The following is an 18444-nucleotide window of genomic DNA, read 5'->3' on the forward strand; positions in this document are numbered from 1 at the left end:
ATCGTTGTCCAATAGGCAACGTCGGAGGTCAACATGCATCCAGCACTGTGGATTAGTAAAACCGGTCTAGACGCCGCACAAACCGATGTAGCGGTTGTGTCTAACAACCTTGCAAACGCATCAACCGTAGGGTTCAAAAAAGACCGCGCAGTTTTCGAAGATTTACTTTACCAAAACATTAATCAACCAGGTGGTCGCTCGTCTGCTGATACTGAATTGCCTTCTGGACTAATGCTCGGTTCAGGTTCAAAAGTGGTCGCTACGCAAAAAGCACATACGCAAGGCAATTTGCTCACCACTGAAAATGCGTTGGATATGTCAATTCAAGGTCGTGGTTATTTTGAAATTTTGCAACCCGACGGAACAATCGCTTATTCACGAAATGGTCAATTTTCCTTAAACGACCAAGGGCAAATTGTTACCTCTGGCGCTGGTTTCTTGCTTCAGCCTGAAATTGCAGTTCCTGAAGATGCACAGCAAATTACTATTTCTCAAGATGGTGAAATCAGCGTGAGCATCCGCGGTCAAGCTGAACCTCAGGTATTGGGGCAGTTAAATATTTCTGATTTTGTGAATCCGACGGGGCTTCAGCCTACCGGACAAAACCTTTATGTAGAGACAGCGTCAAGCGGCGCGCCTATTCAGGGGATCCCTGGCTTACAAGGTTTAGGTTATATCTCTCAAGGGACGTTAGAGACATCTAACGTGAACGTGACCGAAGAACTAGTAAACCTGATCGAAAGCCAGCGCTTGTATGAGATGAACTCAAAAGTTATCTCGTCAGTTGACCAAATGCTTGGTCAGGTTATTCAGCAACTTTAGTAGGTAGCGTCATGCGTATTTTAGGTTTATCTGTTGCATTACTTTTACTTGGCGGTTGCGCCAGTACAAACGAGCCTCCTGTTCAGGCAAATGATCCCTCGTTTGCGCCAGTAGTGCCAGATTACCCGCGTGAGACAGTGGTAGAAGACGGCTCGTTATTCCGCTCGCACATGGCTAACAGTTTGTATTCGGATGTTACCGCGAGAAGAGTAGGCGACATTATTACTGTCACCCTTAACGAGAGTACATCTGCGAGTAAATCTGCAGATACTTCTACAGCCAAAGATACCAATGTAAATCTAGATACGATAACGGGTCTTGGCGGCCAGGCTGTGAATATTGGCGGTCAATCTATCCAACTAGGTATTGGCTCGTCTCGTGATTTCACTGGCGATGCAGCAGCAAATCAGAGCAACAGCTTAGACGGTGCTATTTCAGTTACGGTGGTGGATGTGCTGCCAAACAGTAACTTAGTTATTCGCGGTGAGAAGTGGCTAACGCTGAATCATGGTGATGAGTATATCCGTCTTACTGGCATTATTCGCCCTGCAGATATTAGTCCTGAGAATGAAATTGTGTCTACGAAGGTAGCCAATGCCCGCATTCAATATTCAGGCACAGGTACTTTTGCGAGAGCACAGGAAAAGGGCTGGTTAACTAAGTTCTTTGATTCAACTTGGTGGCCTCTTTAGGTTTTGGTAGGAGAGTGGACATGCGTTTATTTTCAGTCGTATTAGCCGTGTTTGCACTGCTTTTATCTTCACAAGCAGCGGCGCAGCGTATTAAAGATTTAGCGAGCATACAGGGCGTACGTAGCAACCAATTAGTGGGGTATGGTCTTGTCGTTGGTTTACCTGGTACTGGGGAGCAAAGCCCATTCACCGAGCAGAGTTTTAGAACTATGCTGAGTAACTTTGGTATTAGTTTAGATGCTAATACTAAACCCAAAATCAAAAATGTTGCGGCGGTGGCTGTTCATGCTGAATTGCCTGCGTTTGCAAAGCCGGGTCAAACTATTGATATCACGGTTTCGTCAGTAGGCGAAGCATCAAGCCTTCAAGGCGGAACACTTCTTCAAACGTTTCTTCGTGGTGTAGATGGCAAAGTCTATGCGGTAGCACAAGGAAGCTTGGTAGTGAGCGGTTTCGGCGCACAGGGTGGAGATGGTTCTCGCATTGTTGTGAATACACCTACGGTTGGCAGAATTCCCAATGGCGCAATGGTAGAGCAGTCTGTGCCAAGTGGCTTTGCCAATGGGGATACGCTAACACTCAACCTTCATTATCCAGACTTTTCAACAGCTAAAGCACTAGCAGATACCATCAACGAGCGCTTAGGCGCACAACCTGAAAACGGCTACATCATTGCAAAACCCATCGACGCCGCATCTGTCCGAGTCACTGCTCCTCGGGATGTAGGCCAGCGTGTAGGCTTTTTGGCTACCCTAGAAAATTTTGAATTTACGCCGGCAGATGCGCCAGCACGCGTTGTGATAAACAGCCGCACCGGCACCATTGTTATTGGCAGCGACGTACGTTTACTGCCTGCGGCAATTACTCACGGTGGTTTAACCGTGACTATTTCGGAAAACCAGCAGGTTTCTCAACCTAATGCATTTGCGGACGGTGAGACGGTGGTGACTACACAGTCGATTGTAGATGTCGATTTAGCTGATAGCAGAATGTTCAAGTTCGAGCCAGGCGTGACTCTTGACCAGCTAGTGCGCGCGGTTAATGAAGTTGGCGCTGCTCCGGGTGATTTAATGGCAATTTTAGAGGCACTGCGTCAAGCGGGAGCTTTACGCGGTGAACTTGTAATTATCTAAAGCGAACAGTTTTTAACAGTATCTGGTGGGAATGAAACGGGTTACAACGGAATAAATACGATGGAATCACTTAGCACAAAAAATCAGCTTGATATGGCGCGCAATGTCCATGATATGGGCAGCATTAACAAAATGCGCGAAGCCATTGCGTCAGGCGATGAGACGGTATTGCAAGAAGCTGCCCAGCAGTTTGAAGCGATATTTGTGCAAATGATGTTGAAATCTATGCGTAAAGCGCAAGATGCCCTTGCCGATGAAAATAGTCCATTCAATTCGCAACAAGTAAAGTTTTATCGCGACATGCACGACCAGCAGCTTGCTACAGATTTAACATCTGGCGGAGGCTTAGGTCTAGCTGATGTAATTGTGAAGCAGCTTGGTCAATCCGAAGATAGCTATACACCAGCAAGCGTGATTAGAAGCGACGGTGATATTTCATCGCTCAATAGAAACCGTGAATACAAGGTAGCTGAAGCGCAAGATATAGCGCTTTCATCTAACTCAATAAAAACACAGGCGGCTCAAAAAGACGCCATGTTTGAAAGCCCGGAGCACTTTGTTGAGAGCCTTATGCCTATTGCCGAAAAAGTGGCAGCAAAATATGGCATGGATCCAAAAGCAATCGTTTCTCAGGCGGCTGTAGAAACGGGATGGGGAAAATTTGTTATTCACAAATCCGATGGCACTAGTTCGCATAATCTGTTTGGCATAAAGGCCAATAAAGGTTGGCAAGGCGAACAAGCTGTGGTGGATACATTAGAATTTAACAATGGACTGCCTCAAAAACAAAAAGCAGCGTTTAGGTCTTACTCATCGGTAGAAGATGCGATGGAAGATTACGGACGTTTTATTACCACACAGCCTCGCTATAGCCATGCTGTGGAAAATGCTTCTGATGCTACGCGCTATACAAGTGCGCTGCAAGAAGCGGGCTACGCTACCGACCCTGACTACGCGAGCAAAATAATGGCCGTGTATAACAGCGAACGTCTTAGTTCGTTGATGCCATAGTTTAAAGCCATAGTTAGGGGTTATAGGTGAGGAGAATACAGTGAGTTCTGTTGATTTATATTCATTAGCCACAAGTGGCGTAAACGCTAGCAACAAGTTACTTCAAACTACAAGTAACAATATTGCTAATGTGAATACACCTGGTTATGTTCGTGAGCGTACTGAGCTTCAAAACAGTCAAGTATTTGGTGTTGAGATTGGCAACACCGAGCGGGTAATCAACGTATTTGCACAGAACCAGTTACGTCGCGATATTACTGCTGTGGGTGAGCTCGAAGCGTTTTCTAGTAAAACTACGGCAATCGACAATCTTTTAGCCAGCGAAGCTAACTCGATTTCAAAGGGGCTAAGTGAGTATTTCTCTGCTTTACAAACGGCAGCAGACGACCCAACCAATTTGGCGTCACGTGAACAAGTACTCAGTAAATCAGAGTCTTTATATAGCCGAATGAGAACATTATCCGATTATATGCTAGAAAAAGAGGAAGAGCTCAATCTAGAGTTCACATCGATGGTGAATCGAGCGAACACGTTGATTGGCAACATTGGCGACTTGAACCGCAACATAGTTATCGCCAACGGCAACAATACGAGCGACCAACCCAGTGCGTTGCTAAACGAGCGTGATCAGGCCATAGACGAGCTTGCCTCAATAATGGGGATCACGGTAAAAGAAAGCACCACCCAAAACGGCGCAGTTACTATTAATCTCACATCGGGCGAGTCGCTTGTTCTTGAAAACGGTGCATTTAATCTCTTTGAGTTAAGCTCTAGTGCCGATTTAACGACAAAAGAAATAAAGTTAGAAACTGACTTTGGTTCACAAACAAAGAACAATGCATCGTTACGAATTTTGGAAAGTGACCTTGGCGGCGCATTGGGTGGATTGTTCGAATATCGCAACGAAGTGTTAGGGCCGACAATGCGTGACGTCGGTCAACTGTCGGTAGCGTTCGCTGATGCGATGAATACTCAAAATAAATTGGGTATGGATTTAGACGGTCAAATTGGCGGTAATATTTTTGATATTCCTTCGTTCAGAGGCTTAGCCTATGAAGACACGAATGGCGACTACGTAGTTACAGCACAGATAACTGAAGGCAAAGGTGCTGAGTTAACCGACGCTGATTACAAAATTGAAGTGACGGCGGTTGCTGCTGGTGTACCCAGCGAAATAGAAATCACATTTTTAAATCCAGACGGCACGCCTAAAAAAGATGGCTCAGGTAATGACATCATTTTTTCAAACTTTGCCGTAACCCCTGGTTTTAACGAACTACCTGGTGGCATTGAAATAGACTTTTCAGGCAGTGACCCTTACACCGTTGGCAATGAGTTTCTAATTCAACCCACTAAAGACGTGGCTTCAAAGATAAGTTTAGCCACTAATCGTCCAGAAGATTTAGCCTTTGCAAACCCAGTAAGAGCGGGGGCTGATAGCACTAACTTGGGCAGTGCCAACGTAACAGATGTAACTGTGTCAAATACGGAAGTGGGCACTTCTGCTTTTGATGGTGCGGGTGGCCTTTTAAATACAGCACCAGCTCAAATTAGCTTTACCGCTGCAGATACCTACGAGGTATTAGATGGAAGCGGTACAGTATTAGCAACTGTCACAGGAACAACAAATTTAAACAACCTTATCAGTCAGGCAGGTATAAGCCCAGATCCTGGATTTGACCTAAGCTTAGACGGTGTACCAAAAGCTGGGGATAGCTTTTCGATTAGCTATAATACAGATGGCTTTAATGATAACAGCAATGCGCTTAATTTAGCTGCTCTTCAAAATGAAAATAAAGTACAGGTGAGTAGTGAGGCAACCAATGCGCCAAGAACCTTCCAAGATGCATACGCATCTATGGTAGGGCGTATTGGTGAAGATGCATCAATGGCTAGTGTCTCATTAGCTTCCGCTGAAGCAATGAAGGTACAATCGCAAAATTGGTTTGAGTCTGTGTCGGGCGTAAGCTTAGACGAAGAAGCGGCAAACTTGATAAAATATCAACAGAGCTATGCTGCTGCAGCACGCATCTTGTCTACGGCCCAAGAATTATTTAATACCATTTTGCAGTCAGCAAGGTAGGTGAGTTATGCGTATATCAACGAATCAAATTTATGATCAAAACATGCGCTCGATTATGCAGAATCAGGGCGATTTGGCAAAGACACAAGAGCAACTGGCCTCTGGCAAGCGCATAATTACGCCTAGCGACGACCCGGTTGGTGCGGCAAAGGTACTTCGTTTAACCGAAGAAATTGATGAGCTAAATCAGTTTCAGCGGAATAACGATTTGGTAACAGGCTCACTTGAGCAGCAAGAGGCTGTGCTTACCAACATTACCGACTCAATTAATCGTGCGCGGACGCTTATCGTTCAGTCTGGCAATGGCATATTGTCTGACCCAGATAAACGCGCCATTGGTGCGGAACTAGAGCAGATAAAACTTGAAGTGTTTGATCTGATGAACACTCAAGATGCAGATGGCAATTATTTGTATGCGGGCTTCCAGTCGGGCAACCAGGCGTTTGAATACAACCCAGCAGCGGGTGGCAATGCCATTACCTTTGCAGGCGATCCTGGAGTGAGCTTCGTTCAGCTATCAAATAGCTCTAAGATACAATCAACCAGTAACGGGTATGAAGTCTTCGAAAACGTACTTTCGCGTTTTAAATTTTCAGTTGATGGCACTACTGGGGCAACGGTTAATACTGCTGTGGTCAAACAGCAAGGCACATTTGATACCTTTTTTGATAAAAACTACGACCCAGTCAATGCGGCGAACAACGATTACCGCATTAATTTTCTGGCTACCGGGCAAGCTGAATTAGTTAACCAAGGAACCGGAACGGTTGTCGACTCCGTTTCCTATACCTCTGGTCAGCCGTTCACTATAAAGGGAATGGAGTTTGATGCGACGGCCGCGCCTGGCGATAGTATCGATTTATCGTTTGATGCGCCTGAGAAAAAAAGCATGGCCCAGTCTATTCACGAAATTCAAACCATTTTGATGGACTCTACTATTGATAACTCAGCGCTTCAGGAATCGATAGCAGACGCATTAGTAGGTTTAGATAACGGGCTTGAAAAGCTTTCTTTAGAGCGTGCCTCGATTGGTAGCCGGTTAAATATAGCCGAGAGTACTTACGAAAGTAACCTAGATATGGAAATTGCCGCGAAAGCACAGCGCTCGTCTATTCAGGATGTGGATTATGCCGAAGCATCTACTGAATTTGCGAAGCAAGAGACAGCGTTGAGTGCTGCATTAGCCACTTTTCCTAAAGTAGCTAACTTGTCGCTATTTGATTTTGTCTAGCGGTCATAATTTATCAAGTCATTAATGCCGCTCAAGTGCGCCAAGTAAACTCTGGCTTGATTGTCTATATGGCAAGAGTAGTAAGAGATGTAAAGGTTGTCGCCTTCAATCACCAAGCCAGGATAACTTGTATCTCCTCCGCTTGGCAGCGTTTTTAGCTCAGTAAGTATTTTAGTTACGCTATCAAATAACCATACCCTGGTTGTAAATTGATGTGAGCCCCAATCAACATGTCTTCCTGCAACGATATATAAGCTTTCACTTAACGCCACAGCTGCGGGACCACCAATATAGATCTCTAAATCATGCCATTTCCATTTGGTATAAGGCGGTTTTGACGTACCAAATTGTGCGCTGAATGTATCGGCATCTCGTCTTAAAAATACCGAGGCATTTCCGTCATCATCAAACAAGATTGTGCTTTCATTGGGGTAACCTTTACCTTGTTTGTCTAAACAAAAAGCCTCCTCCTTGTGAACGTGCATTGAACGCGTTGGATCACCCTTATAGAGCGAAACTGAGTTCGCTCGTCGATTGTACGCAAAGCCATAAGCTTCTGAGTTATAGAAAGTATTGTTCCACAGCCACCAACCGCTTCTACCGTGACTATTCCCTGCAGACCAAGAATAGCCGGTGGTTGAGAAATAAGTCACCATTTTTGTGACCACTTTTCTATTATCAAGGAAGGATTTTGCATAGGTAGTAAGCATGAGACGAGAGCCATTGTATGAGAACTTCGGATCTCGTAAATCGGCATTATCCTCTTTAATAACTACTCTGTTTCGAACTTGAAACGAAGCTTTATCAAGAGTTAATACAATAACCACTCCGTCAGTGCTGACATGGTTAGTAGCTTGTCGGTAACAGCACATCAAGGTTTTACGATTTTTGTCGAACGGATTTTCAATTAAATCAGTGAAAGCGCAATGGGCTGCAGGCTTGGATATGCGCTTTATGTCGAACAGCATCAAACTATTTTTCAAGCCAAATCTCCCTTAAAAATCCATCAGTTATGTCGTGTCTTATCGTCAATCTACGGCAATATCTTACCGCCTATCGGCAAAAATCGTAATTTTTTCTAAAGGGATTCTAAATGATGTCGATACAGTTTCTGAGAGAGCCAGTTCATCAATTACCCCTCAGGTCTTGATGACTACTAAAACAAAACGTCGGCAATGTCGACAGCCAGCGCACGCTGGACTGAGAGTGTAGGAGAGACTTTATGTCTATGTTCGTTAATACCAATGTATCCTCATTGAATGCCCAGCGTCAGCTTTTTGATGTTAGTAATTCTTTGAGTACGTCTTTTGAGCGCCTTTCTTCAGGCTTCCGTATCAACAGCGCTGCTGATGATGCTGCAGGTCTACAGATTACCGATCGAATGACTTCACAAATTCAAGGCCTTAACCAAGCTGTACGTAATGCAAACGATGCGATTTCACTGTCGCAAACTGCTGAAGGTGCGCTTTCTGAGACCACTACAGCACTACAGCGTATTCGTACGCTGGCCATCCAATCGCAAAACGGTATCAACAGCTCTGCTGACCGTGTAGCATTACAAAAAGAAGTATCTGCTTTGCGTACTGAGATCTCGCGTATCTCTACGACCACCCAGTTTGCGGGCGTAAATATTCTTTCAGGTGATTTCTCTGCGAAATTCCTTGTAGGTGCAAACGCAGGTCAGACAATTTCTGTAAACCTTTCAAGCCCAACACTGACGCGTGCAGGTGTTAATGGCTTCAGTGCGACTGGATTGAATATCACAGGAACTAATGTTGACGTTCTTTCTAGCGAAAACGCTTCTGGTCTACTAGGTAAAATAGATAGCGCGATTTCTGCAATCGGTGGTCTACGTGCTGACTTAGGTGCGCTTCAAAACCGCTTCCAGTCTACAATTCGTAACTTAAGCAATATCTCAGAAAATGTATCTGCTGCACGTTCTCAAATTAAAGATACTGACTTTGCTACTGAGACAGCTAACCTAACACGTAACCAGATTATCCAGCAGGCAAGCACAACTGTGTTGTCGCAGGCAAATCAGCGCCCTCAGGCTGCATTGTCTCTACTGGGTTAATTGTTTAGCGAGAGTGGAGTCAGGAGGTAGTGCTCTAGTCCACGAGTCGATGAAAAAAAGCCGATACCCTTTAGAGTATCGGCTTTTTTATTTCAACGTCATGTAAGACCGTCGTTCACGCTAAACATGATACAGCGCCTTTTGAGTGAGCAATTAACTGTACGTATTGGTATTAATCACTTTATTTCTCCCCAACTAAATCTACCACTTCATCGCTTACTGAAAAGCATGAGAGTGCCTATGCCGAGATTTTTAATTATTTTTCACTTACCACAAAATAATTGTAAAAAAGACTAAAGAAATTTTCCCAAAGTGACGATAACTATTACAAAGGGCGATATAACTCGTTTTATGTTTCCTAAGTCAAGAAAAGGATGGTTTATATCAAGGTTTATTGAATCCTGATATGTACTTTGTTTTATTTTCTTTTTCTTAAAATTTTTTAAAAACAATGCTTTATATAGTCTGAAATAAATTTTTAAAAAGTTCTAAAGAAAATTTGTTTGAGTGACGATAAATAGAAAGGTTTGCTAAGAGTGGAGCTGCTGACCGGCGAGAATGAAGCCAGGAGGTAGTGAGAGGTTTGAGGTCTGGAACATCAAACCCACCAGTCAGCAAAGAGAAGTAACTTCTCTATGTAGCAATTTTACCGGTTAGTGTGCCGATAAAATGTCAGATTAGACTGACACCTTAACAAAGCACAGGCTATGCCAAAATTTTTAACCACTGCGCACATAATAAAACCAATAGCGCAACACTCGAAACTGTTAGGAGAGACCCATGAGTCTATTTGTAAATACCAATGTGTCATCGTTAAATGCACAACGCCAACTATTCACAACTGGCAATAACTTAAGTACCGCCTTTGAGCGTCTATCATCTGGCTTCCGCATCAATAGTGCTGCTGATGATGCTGCTGGCCTTCAAATTACCGACCGAATGACATCTCAGATTCAAGGTCTGAACCAAGCGGTACGAAACGCAAACGATGGTATATCACTTGCGCAAACTGCTGAAGGCGCTATGGCTGAAACGACAACCGCCCTTCAACGTATTCGTACACTAGCCATTCAGTCGCAAAATGGAATCAACAGCTCAGCTGACCGTGTTGCGCTACAAAAAGAAGTATCTGCACTTCGTACAGAAATATCACGTATTTCAACTACAACGCAATTCGCAGGTGTAGACATATTAACAGGTGATTTTTCTGCCAAGTTCCTTGTTGGTGCAAATGCAGGTCAGACAATTTCTGTAAACTTGTCAGCACAGGCACTGGGTCGTGCAGGTGTTAATGGGTTCAGTGCAACCGGTTTAGGCATTATTTCTGATGATGTGTTAACCGAAGCAGGAGCATCACGTTTGTTAACCGCGGTAGATAAAGCGGTATCGGCAATCGGTGGCCTTCGCGCTGATTTAGGTGCACTGCAAAATCGATTCCAGTCGACAATCCGTAACTTGAGTAACATTTCTGAAAACGTGTCTGCGGCAAGATCGCGTATCAAAGACGCTGACTTTGCCACTGAAACGGCAGAATTAAGCCGTAACCAGATATTACAGCAGGCAAGTACCACTATTTTAGCCCAGGCGAACCAGCGCCCTCAGGCTGCATTATCACTGCTAGGCTAATAGTTTTAGTTAGTATTAAGCGCTATTTGGGAAGGAGTTGAGAGGCCATCCCCTGAAGAAAGGAATGCGGCCATTAAGGCCGCCCCTTTGAGAAAGCGCCGACTAACAGGACTGAGAGTGTAGAAGTGTTGGTTGAGAGGCCAGTTTATCCTACTAAACCCTGCCAGCCGACAGAAACTGAATTTGCTCTATCTCCTAACGTGAGCAAATTGGCCGAGATATCGTTGTCTCGGCCTTTTTTTTATTTTTTACCGAAACATCTCACCAATATCAAACTACGGTAGAGCAACGCCGTAGCTCACCCAACACAATGCATATTAAGTGCCAATTTCTGTAACTCTATCATCTTAATATTCTTCAACGTATTAGGTTCCAATAAGTTTGGATTTATTGTAAGCAATTAATAGAGCATCAAGGCAACGATTATTTCTAGAATCAGTGTGTCTTATACCAATCCGTATAACTCATTACCCACTTAGATTCCAAAGAATTACAATGAATTTTAAAAAATAAATTGATTAATAGTCTTTATAATCAGTGGCTTATTTATTTTCTGGTAAGTTTTTTTAAAAAAATAACAAAAAAGGCTAAAGAACCTAAAGCATTGGCCGATACCTATTGTTGAGGGGTAATTTAATTTACTTTTATATTGAGGTGTTGGCGGGAGTAGTGACCCAGCTGATATGAACTGGAAGGATTTGATGATAGCAGATTTGCCGTCGAATCCCTAGGAGGTAATCTAATGTCTTTATTTGTAAATACCAATGTTTCATCGATCAATGCTCAACGTCAGCTTTTTGACGTTAATGATCGTTTGAATACGTCGTTTGAAAGACTTTCATCGGGATTCCGCATTAATAGTGCATCGGATGACGCTGCAGGTCTTCAAATTTCTGACCGTCTTACTTCACAAGTACAGGGCCTTAACCAAGCAGTACGAAATGCTAACGACGCTATATCTTTGTCGCAAACAGCAGAAGGTGCACTTAGCGAAGTTACCACAAGCCTACAGCGTATTCGTACTCTTGCTGTACAATCACAGAACGGTATCAACAGCTCTGCTGATCGTTTGGCACTACAAAAAGAAGTGTCTGCTTTACGTACTGAAATATCGCGTATCGCTACCGATACACAGTTTGGTAACGTGAACATATTAGACGGTAACTTTTCTGCAAAATTCCTTGTAGGTGCAAATGCTGGCCAAACAATTTCAGTAAATCTGTCGTCTACAAACCTTGGATCAATTAGTGGATTCAGTGCAACTGGTCTTGGTATCACTACAAACAGTGTTGCTACAGCTGATGGGGCGTCTGCTTTACTTGGCGATGTTGATGCTGCTATCTCTGGTATCGGGGCGGTTCGTGCAGACTTAGGTGCGCTTCAAAACCGTTTTCAGTCAACCATTCGTAATCTAAGCAACATCAGCGAAAACTTATCATCGGCGCGTTCTCAGATTCGTGACACTGATTTTGCAGCTGAAACTGCTGAGCTAACGAGAAACCAGATTATCCAGCAGGCATCTGTTTCTGTACTAAGTCAGGCAAATCAGCGTCCTCAAACAGCGCTGTCATTGCTTGGATAAGCTATACTTAAAATAGTTACCTTAGTTGAGATGTAACGGGTGCTTGCTTTTTAAGCAAGGGCCCGTTTTGTGGTTTCAGTAGGGAGGTATTAGGTGGAAATTCAAAATACCCAAGTTGGCCAGTCGTTTGCATCACCAGGGCCTAAGAATGCTGGTGTAGTTGAAAGTGACGTTAAACGTGAAATAGAAGGCTCTGAGACTAAAGAGCGGTCTTTTCTTAATAACGGGCAGAATGCTAACGTCAGTGCAGCGCAGGATGTGTTAGACAAAACAGGAAGTCAGCAAATTCTTTCTCAAGCTTCTCCGTCGCAGGCCGATATAAGAGAAGAAGAGAGTAACGGTGTTGAGTTAGACGATGCTATTGCCAAAGTTGAGTCATTTTTAAAAGTTCAGAATCGAGACTTAGCTTTCACTATCGATGAAAAGACGAATCGTTCAGTAGTGACGGTTAAAGATTCAACGTCTGGTGATGTGATAAGGCAAATACCTTCAGAAGAGGTTTTAAAGCTTGCTGATCGCATCCAAGAGTTACAGCAGGATGTTGGTAACAGCGTAGGAGTGTTTATCAACAACCAAGTTTAACATGAGGTAAATTATGACAATTCAGTCTCTAGGTGTAGGATCGGGTTTAGCCCTTGATGATCTTGTACAACAACTTCTGACCGCAGAGCGCCAACCTAAAGAGGAGCGTTTGAATGCGAAAGAAGAGCGTATTGAGGCTGAAATTTCTGGCCTTGGTCAAATAAAATCGAAGCTCTCTGACTTCAAAGATGCCGTCGACGAGTTGCGAAGCGACAATGGTATCAATGGGCGAGAGCCTACCATCACAAATCCTTCAGAAGACAATGATGTACTGTCCGCAGAAGCATCAAATTCAGCATTGCGAGGCAGTTACGAAGTTATCGTCGAACAACTTGCTGCTGGAAGCCGTATAACTACAGACGCCGGTGCGTTTACATCAAGTAGCGACCCTGTGCTTTCATCAGGTACAGGTTCATTGACATTTGACGTGGGCGGAAGCGAGAGCTTTACCGTAGATGTTACTGCTGGCATGTCACTAACCGCGTTACGTGAAAAAATAAACAGCGCTGATGATAACTTCGGCGTAACCGCAAATATAATTGATACAGGAACCGGTGCAGGGCCACGTTTGGTTTTCTCGTCCAGCGAAACAGGCGATGGCAATGACTTGGTAATCACTAATGACACCGGGGCTGCAGAGTTAGATCGCTTATCGACAACTGGCGGTACAAACAACATTAGTGCAGCGAACATAGAAAGCGCGCGCAACGCTATCGCCTATATTGATGGTATCGAAGTTCAAAGTAGTTCCAATGAGTTTGAAAATACTATTCAAAACGTATCGTTTGAAGTAAACGAAGTTTCTCCTAAAGATGCTGCAGGGGACTTTTTAGCAACCAAACTAAGTATCGGTTATGACAAAGAAGGTTTAGATAAAAAAATCAGAGACTTTGTCGATAACTATAATTCACTGGTTGATGAAATTAAAACGCTCACTCGCTATGGAGAGTCTGAGCTAGAAGAAGACGGCGCATTAGCAGGTGACTCTTTGTTGCGCGGTATCCAAAGTGGGTTAGCGTCCATTGTCGGCGATAGTGTTAGTTCTTCTGCCTTAGGTGGGTTGTTTCAGATTGGTATTGAGTTCGATGACGACGGTAAGCTGGAAATTGGCACGACAGATTTTGGACTTGGTTCTGGTGAAGATAGATTAGAAGATGCACTGGAAGATAGCTTCGATGAAATCGCCAAGCTGTTTACAGACCCAGACGAGGGGATTGCTACACGGCTCTATGAATTTTCAAAAGAATACACTTCTTTCAGTGGATTAATTAGCTTAAGAGAGCGTGCAGCGAAAGATGACCGCGAAGATTTGTTCGACGAGCGGGAGACCTTAGAGCTACGCATGCTAAATTACGAAGAGATTCTTCGAGACAAATATTTGAACCTCGACCAGACCGTTGCACAGTTGAACCAGACTGGATCTGCGCTGCTAGCGTCGTTGTAATTAATTTAGAGTTGGAGTTTTTATGTCACTCAAAGGTATAAATGCCTACCGTAAAGGTAATCTGAAACAAGATGTGGCAAATGCAGATCCGCATAAGCTTACGCTCATGCTGTTGCAAGGAGCACTCGATCGAATCGCATACGCAAAAGGTGCGATGGAGCGTAAAGAATTGGTAATCAAAGCTGATTATATCTCAAAAGCGAATGCGATAATTATGCATCTACGGGACACCCTTGACCTAGAGGTGGGCGGTGAAGTCGCCGAAAATATGTTCGCGCTATATAATTATATGATTGAACGCTTAAATGATGCACATTTTAATAACGACTTGAATATGTTAGATGAAGTGTCTAGCCTATTAACACCAATTCGAGATGCTTGGGTACAGATTCCTGAAGAGGCTAAACAGGAAGCCTATGAGGCCCAGCGTCAGAACCGACAAGCTATTTGAAAAACTCGATATTAAATCACAGCAGCACTCCATTATTTCTTCAAGCAGTTAACGCCCAGTTAGCTGCTTGTTTGTCTTCGTCCAGTGACACTTTTTCTACCGAACGATTTCGGTACCTTTCCCAAATACGCCATAAAGTTGTTGTTCGAGCGCTATCACGTCTTGAAAACGATGAGAAAAAATCATTTGCACAAAAAGAAATTGAGATAAATCATAAGCTTGAAGAGCTGGCGCAAGGCTTGCTTGATAACGCAAAAAAGGAAGCGGTTAAATTTTCTAGAGGCCGCGCAGCTGTTAAGAAATATAAATAATTATGCTAAATCATATTCAGCTACATATTCATGACGATGAAGAAAAGCAACTTGAGGTAGAGAAGCAGGCTGCCCATTCTTTGAGGTTGCGCTATCACGAAAATGTAGAGGCGTTTCGTCGGCATATTCCTTCTTTACTTTCTCTCGTAAAAACTGACAAGACCAGTAACTCTACACTGTTGTGTAATAAATACGGTGAGCTAAATGTAGTTAACGTCACCACGGGGCAAGTATTGTATGGTCTGTATCCATCACAAGATGTTTCAGAAGAAGTAACACAAGCTCTGCAAGATATGTCCCCTGTCTACTTCGATTTGGATATCAAGCAAGAACCTAATGCGCTAGTTATATTTGGGCTAGGACTTGGCTATCACATTCCTATGCTCCTAGAACACAGTAAATTTCGAAATATTGTTATTTATGAACCAGATGAAGAGTTGTTTATCTGTTCTCTCTCCGTTATCAACTGGAGGCATATACTCGAATCCGCGAAGCAGAATGGCGTTGGGCTATTTCTTCAGATTGGAGACAGTGGAAAGCAAATTTTTGAAAATATGACTGAGTTGCAGCAGCATCTCGGTAGTAGTGGTTTTTACTACTATAAACATCTTAATAACGGTGTTTTTGACGACTTAGAATTAAAACTGAGAACGGTGCCTTGGACTGAGCTGCGCAATTGGAAGGGGGGAGATAATAATAGCAATTCTATAGTTAATTATTTGCCACCATGGACGAAAAGAGTATTCTCAAGAGATGCAAGCAACCGGTTGGAGAGCCAAAGGTTTAAAGATAATCTGAAAGCGTTTATGTCTTTTTTTCCGTCAGTTTATGAAGAGTTTAAAAACTACTCACCGTCTGTCTGGGTTCCCTATGGCGAAGACTCATCTCATATCAATATATTGCATAAAAATACCCGCTCGTTGTTTTATCAGTATGATGCAGTTAAAGCATGCGAAGATAGTTTTCATTGTTTTGCGCAGCGTCCTCATAAAGATGGAATTATTCTTGGATATAAAGGCAAAAAATTAAGAAACTATCTGCATTATCAGATGGTAATAGAATGCGAGTCAGTCCTAAAAGGTGTGAAAGACGAAACCGGTTCATTACCCCAAGCCGTAAAGTCAGTCATTTTTTTTGGACTGGCAGCAGGTTATGATTTATCTCATCTTATAGAGCATCATGATGTTGAAAAATTATTTATTTGTGAGCCGAACAAAGACTTCTTTTATGCATCATTGCACGCTTTAGACTGGGTCACAATTTTAGACTACTTCTCTAAAAAAGAGCGCAGACTTTACCTAAACATCGGAGATGATGGAACCAATTTAACCAACGATCTTCTTGTACAATTTCAGTCTATTGGCCCTTACGTACTTGCGAATACCTATTTTTACCAATCCTATTACAATGAACACCTTGTTAAAGCAATTTCTCAATTAAGAGAGCAATTACAAGTTATGATTGCAATGGGAGATTATTTTGATAACGCAAGATATGGAACGGCTCACACACTTTGGGCTATTCAAAATAAGATACCTTTTTTGAAGAAAAACGTATCGTCCCAACTGTCAGTCGATGACAAAGATGTGCCAGTTTTCATTGTCGGAAATGGTCCCTCTCTGGATAATTTAATCCCTTTGTTAAAAGAAGAAGGGCAAAGAGGAATCATCGTTTCTTGTGGAACAGTTCTTCAAACGCTTCACGCCAACGGAATCGTTCCCGATTTTCATGCAGAAATTGAGGCAAACCGTTCAACATTCGACTGGGCTGTACGAATAAACGATTCTGAATATTTAAAAAAGATAACCTTAATAAGCTGTAATGGTGTACATCCAGACACGTGCGAATTATATAAAGACGTACTGCTTGCTTTTAAACAAGGTGAGGCTTCTACCGTCTCAATCTTTGAGCTGTATGACAAAAATGGGTTTGCAGCACTCAATAATGCTTATCCAACAGTGACAAATTTCGCGGTTAACTTTTTTACAGAGATAGGGTTTCAGCAATTTTACATGCTTGGAACAGACCTTGGTTTTGTAGATGCAAAACATCACCACAGTAAAGCGTCAGGCTACTACAGTGAAACAGGCCAAGATCTTTACGATTATAACGCTGAGAACAACACATCGCTGATTGTTCCCGGTAATTTCCGGCCTTACGTAAACACAAAGTACGAGTTCAAGGTTTCTAAATCTGTATTAGAAAACACGTTGTCAAATAAACAGGTAGATGTGTATAACTTGAATGACGGGGCTAGGATTCTAGGTGCAAGGCCTCTAAATATTGATAACGCAATTATTATCAGTAAAGAAGATAATAAACAAACTGCGCTCGAGAACGTTAGAAGAATAGGGTTCGAGACATTGGGCAAGAAGGATTTTATTGAGCGATTTGAAAGGCGGTTTCATCACGATGAGTTGCTGAGCGAGTTGCGGCAGCTTCATGAAATCATTCCCTTCTCGTTTGAAAATGAAAGCCAAGTGGTTGAACTTATAGAAAAACAGCGAAGTATTCTTGTTAATTCACTGCTTAAAAAGAAATCGATACTTTTTTTCTACCTCAATGGAACGCTTAATTATATTAATAGCTCTTTTACTAAAATCACAAATCTGCAAAACAAACAACGCGTGATTGAACTAAGTCAAAAGCTAGCAAATATTTGGTCCAGATATACCTTATATATGCTCAAAAGTTTTGAGTTTCAGAAATTTGAGTTCGACAATATAACTAGCTTTATGGGGAAAAGACGTGAATTGCTCATCCGACATTATCTAGAGAGCAAACCATTTAGACTACACTTCGCAGGTCAGTCACTGCGAGCGGCATCAAGCTCATATCTAGAAATGTTACGTGAATATGAGTCTGAAAAGGCGTTACAGATTGATGTTTACGTTGATAGCGATCGCGAAGTGGTTTTAAACAGCGCATTTGGTTGCAGGCTCCAACGCAACTACGTTACGTCAGTTTCATCCTTATTTCACCCAAGTGGTAATACTGTTTATTTACCTGGGAGCCTTTCGGACGATAAATATTCATTATCTTGTAATGATGAAACTCGAGTTAATTTCTTAGTGCTTTCTATTATAAGCGGTCTAAAGTCTGTTGTTATTGTACCTAAGCAAATATATCTTGAAGATAGTGAGCCATTTGGATTAGAAACTATTCTTGCCAGCTTCAAGGGATATTTTTGCTATGGTGCGGTGGACTTCATAGTGATAAGTGAGCGTAAGTTAACCTCGAACGAATTGCACCTTGGCACCGGTGATCGATTGACCTTTATACCGCAATTAAAAAAATTAGATTTACTCGGTAGAAAACTAAATGCTTCAGCGTACCTTCGATCTAAGCAAGAACTTGTTTCTCGCGGAACAAGCTAATGAACAATATTTTATTTTTCTCGCC

At 42.7% G+C, this 18444-nt stretch carries 15 protein-coding genes; 14 read left to right on the plus strand and 1 reads right to left on the minus strand.

All coding sequences use genetic code 11. The annotated features are described in order from the left end of the window. Window positions 1-33 precede the first annotated feature (33 nt). The 6 genes from flgG to flgL are packed head-to-tail and all read left to right on the plus strand — an operon-like array spanning window position 34 to window position 6972. Window positions 34-822 (plus strand): flagellar basal-body rod protein FlgG, encoded by a 789-nt coding sequence (gene flgG / locus ACYX4M_RS11715; protein WP_039223165.1) that lies wholly within the window; start codon window positions 34-36, stop codon window positions 820-822. A gap of 11 nt (window positions 823-833) precedes the next feature. Then, window positions 834-1514: a flagellar basal body L-ring protein FlgH gene (gene flgH, locus ACYX4M_RS11720; RefSeq protein WP_474808273.1), complete on the plus strand. Its 681-nt coding sequence runs from the start codon at window positions 834-836 to the stop codon at window positions 1512-1514. A gap of 20 nt (window positions 1515-1534) precedes the next feature. Further along, entirely contained in the window at window positions 1535-2647 is a 1113-nt protein-coding gene (locus ACYX4M_RS11725) for a flagellar basal body P-ring protein FlgI (RefSeq protein WP_476080245.1), read from the plus strand. Between the two features lie 60 nt (window positions 2648-2707). Then, a complete protein-coding gene (gene flgJ, locus ACYX4M_RS11730) occupies window positions 2708-3658 on the plus strand; it encodes a flagellar assembly peptidoglycan hydrolase FlgJ (RefSeq protein ID WP_476080246.1) in 951 nt (316 codons plus the stop codon). 40 nt (window positions 3659-3698) lie between these two features. After that, complete coding sequence (gene flgK, locus ACYX4M_RS11735) at window positions 3699-5741, plus strand: flagellar hook-associated protein FlgK (protein ID WP_476080247.1); 2043 nt, start codon at window positions 3699-3701, stop codon at window positions 5739-5741. Window positions 5742-5748: 7 nt separating this feature from the next. After that, complete coding sequence (gene flgL, locus ACYX4M_RS11740) at window positions 5749-6972, plus strand: flagellar hook-associated protein FlgL (protein WP_476080248.1); 1224 nt, start codon at window positions 5749-5751, stop codon at window positions 6970-6972. Here flgL and ACYX4M_RS11745 read toward each other — a convergent pair. Then, entirely contained in the window at window positions 6969-7955 is a 987-nt protein-coding gene (locus ACYX4M_RS11745; protein WP_476080249.1) for a hypothetical protein, read from the minus strand. The genes flgL and ACYX4M_RS11745 overlap by 4 nt on opposite strands. A 239-nt stretch (window positions 7956-8194) precedes the next feature. Between ACYX4M_RS11745 and ACYX4M_RS11750 the strand changes: the two genes are divergently transcribed. The 8 genes from ACYX4M_RS11750 (at window position 8195) to ACYX4M_RS11785 (ending at window position 18419) form a co-directional block, all read left to right on the plus strand. Continuing rightward, window positions 8195-9046, plus strand: a complete 852-nt coding sequence (locus ACYX4M_RS11750) for a flagellin N-terminal helical domain-containing protein (protein WP_474834944.1) — start codon at window positions 8195-8197, stop codon at window positions 9044-9046. A 780-nt stretch (window positions 9047-9826) separates the two neighbouring features. Further along, entirely contained in the window at window positions 9827-10672 is an 846-nt protein-coding gene (locus ACYX4M_RS11755) for a flagellin N-terminal helical domain-containing protein (RefSeq protein ID WP_474834946.1), read from the plus strand. 742 nt (window positions 10673-11414) lie between these two features. Next, the gene (locus ACYX4M_RS11760) at window positions 11415-12254 is read left to right on the plus strand and encodes a flagellin N-terminal helical domain-containing protein (protein ID WP_474834948.1); all 840 of its coding nucleotides are present in this window, start codon (window positions 11415-11417) and stop codon (window positions 12252-12254) included. Window positions 12255-12347: 93 nt separating this feature from the next. Continuing rightward, the gene (locus tag ACYX4M_RS11765) at window positions 12348-12836 is read left to right on the plus strand and encodes a flagellar protein FlaG (protein ID WP_474834950.1); all 489 of its coding nucleotides are present in this window, start codon (window positions 12348-12350) and stop codon (window positions 12834-12836) included. Between the two features lie 13 nt (window positions 12837-12849). Then, a complete protein-coding gene (gene fliD, locus ACYX4M_RS11770; RefSeq protein ID WP_476080250.1) occupies window positions 12850-14280 on the plus strand; it encodes a flagellar filament capping protein FliD in 1431 nt (476 codons plus the stop codon). A 22-nt stretch (window positions 14281-14302) separates the two neighbouring features. Beyond that, window positions 14303-14731, plus strand: coding sequence for a flagellar export chaperone FliS (fliS, locus tag ACYX4M_RS11775; protein ID WP_474831601.1), 429 nt, complete (start codon window positions 14303-14305; stop codon window positions 14729-14731). Beyond that, the gene (locus tag ACYX4M_RS11780; RefSeq protein WP_476080251.1) at window positions 14728-15042 is read left to right on the plus strand and encodes a hypothetical protein; all 315 of its coding nucleotides are present in this window, start codon (window positions 14728-14730) and stop codon (window positions 15040-15042) included. The genes fliS and ACYX4M_RS11780 overlap by 4 nt, the downstream gene beginning before the upstream one ends. A gap of 2 nt (window positions 15043-15044) precedes the next feature. Next, complete coding sequence (locus tag ACYX4M_RS11785) at window positions 15045-18419, plus strand: motility associated factor glycosyltransferase family protein (protein ID WP_476080252.1); 3375 nt, start codon at window positions 15045-15047, stop codon at window positions 18417-18419. Window positions 18420-18444: the final 25 nt, after the last annotated feature.

It is taken from the genome of Alteromonas sp. ABV4_150, from assembly GCF_056311745.1.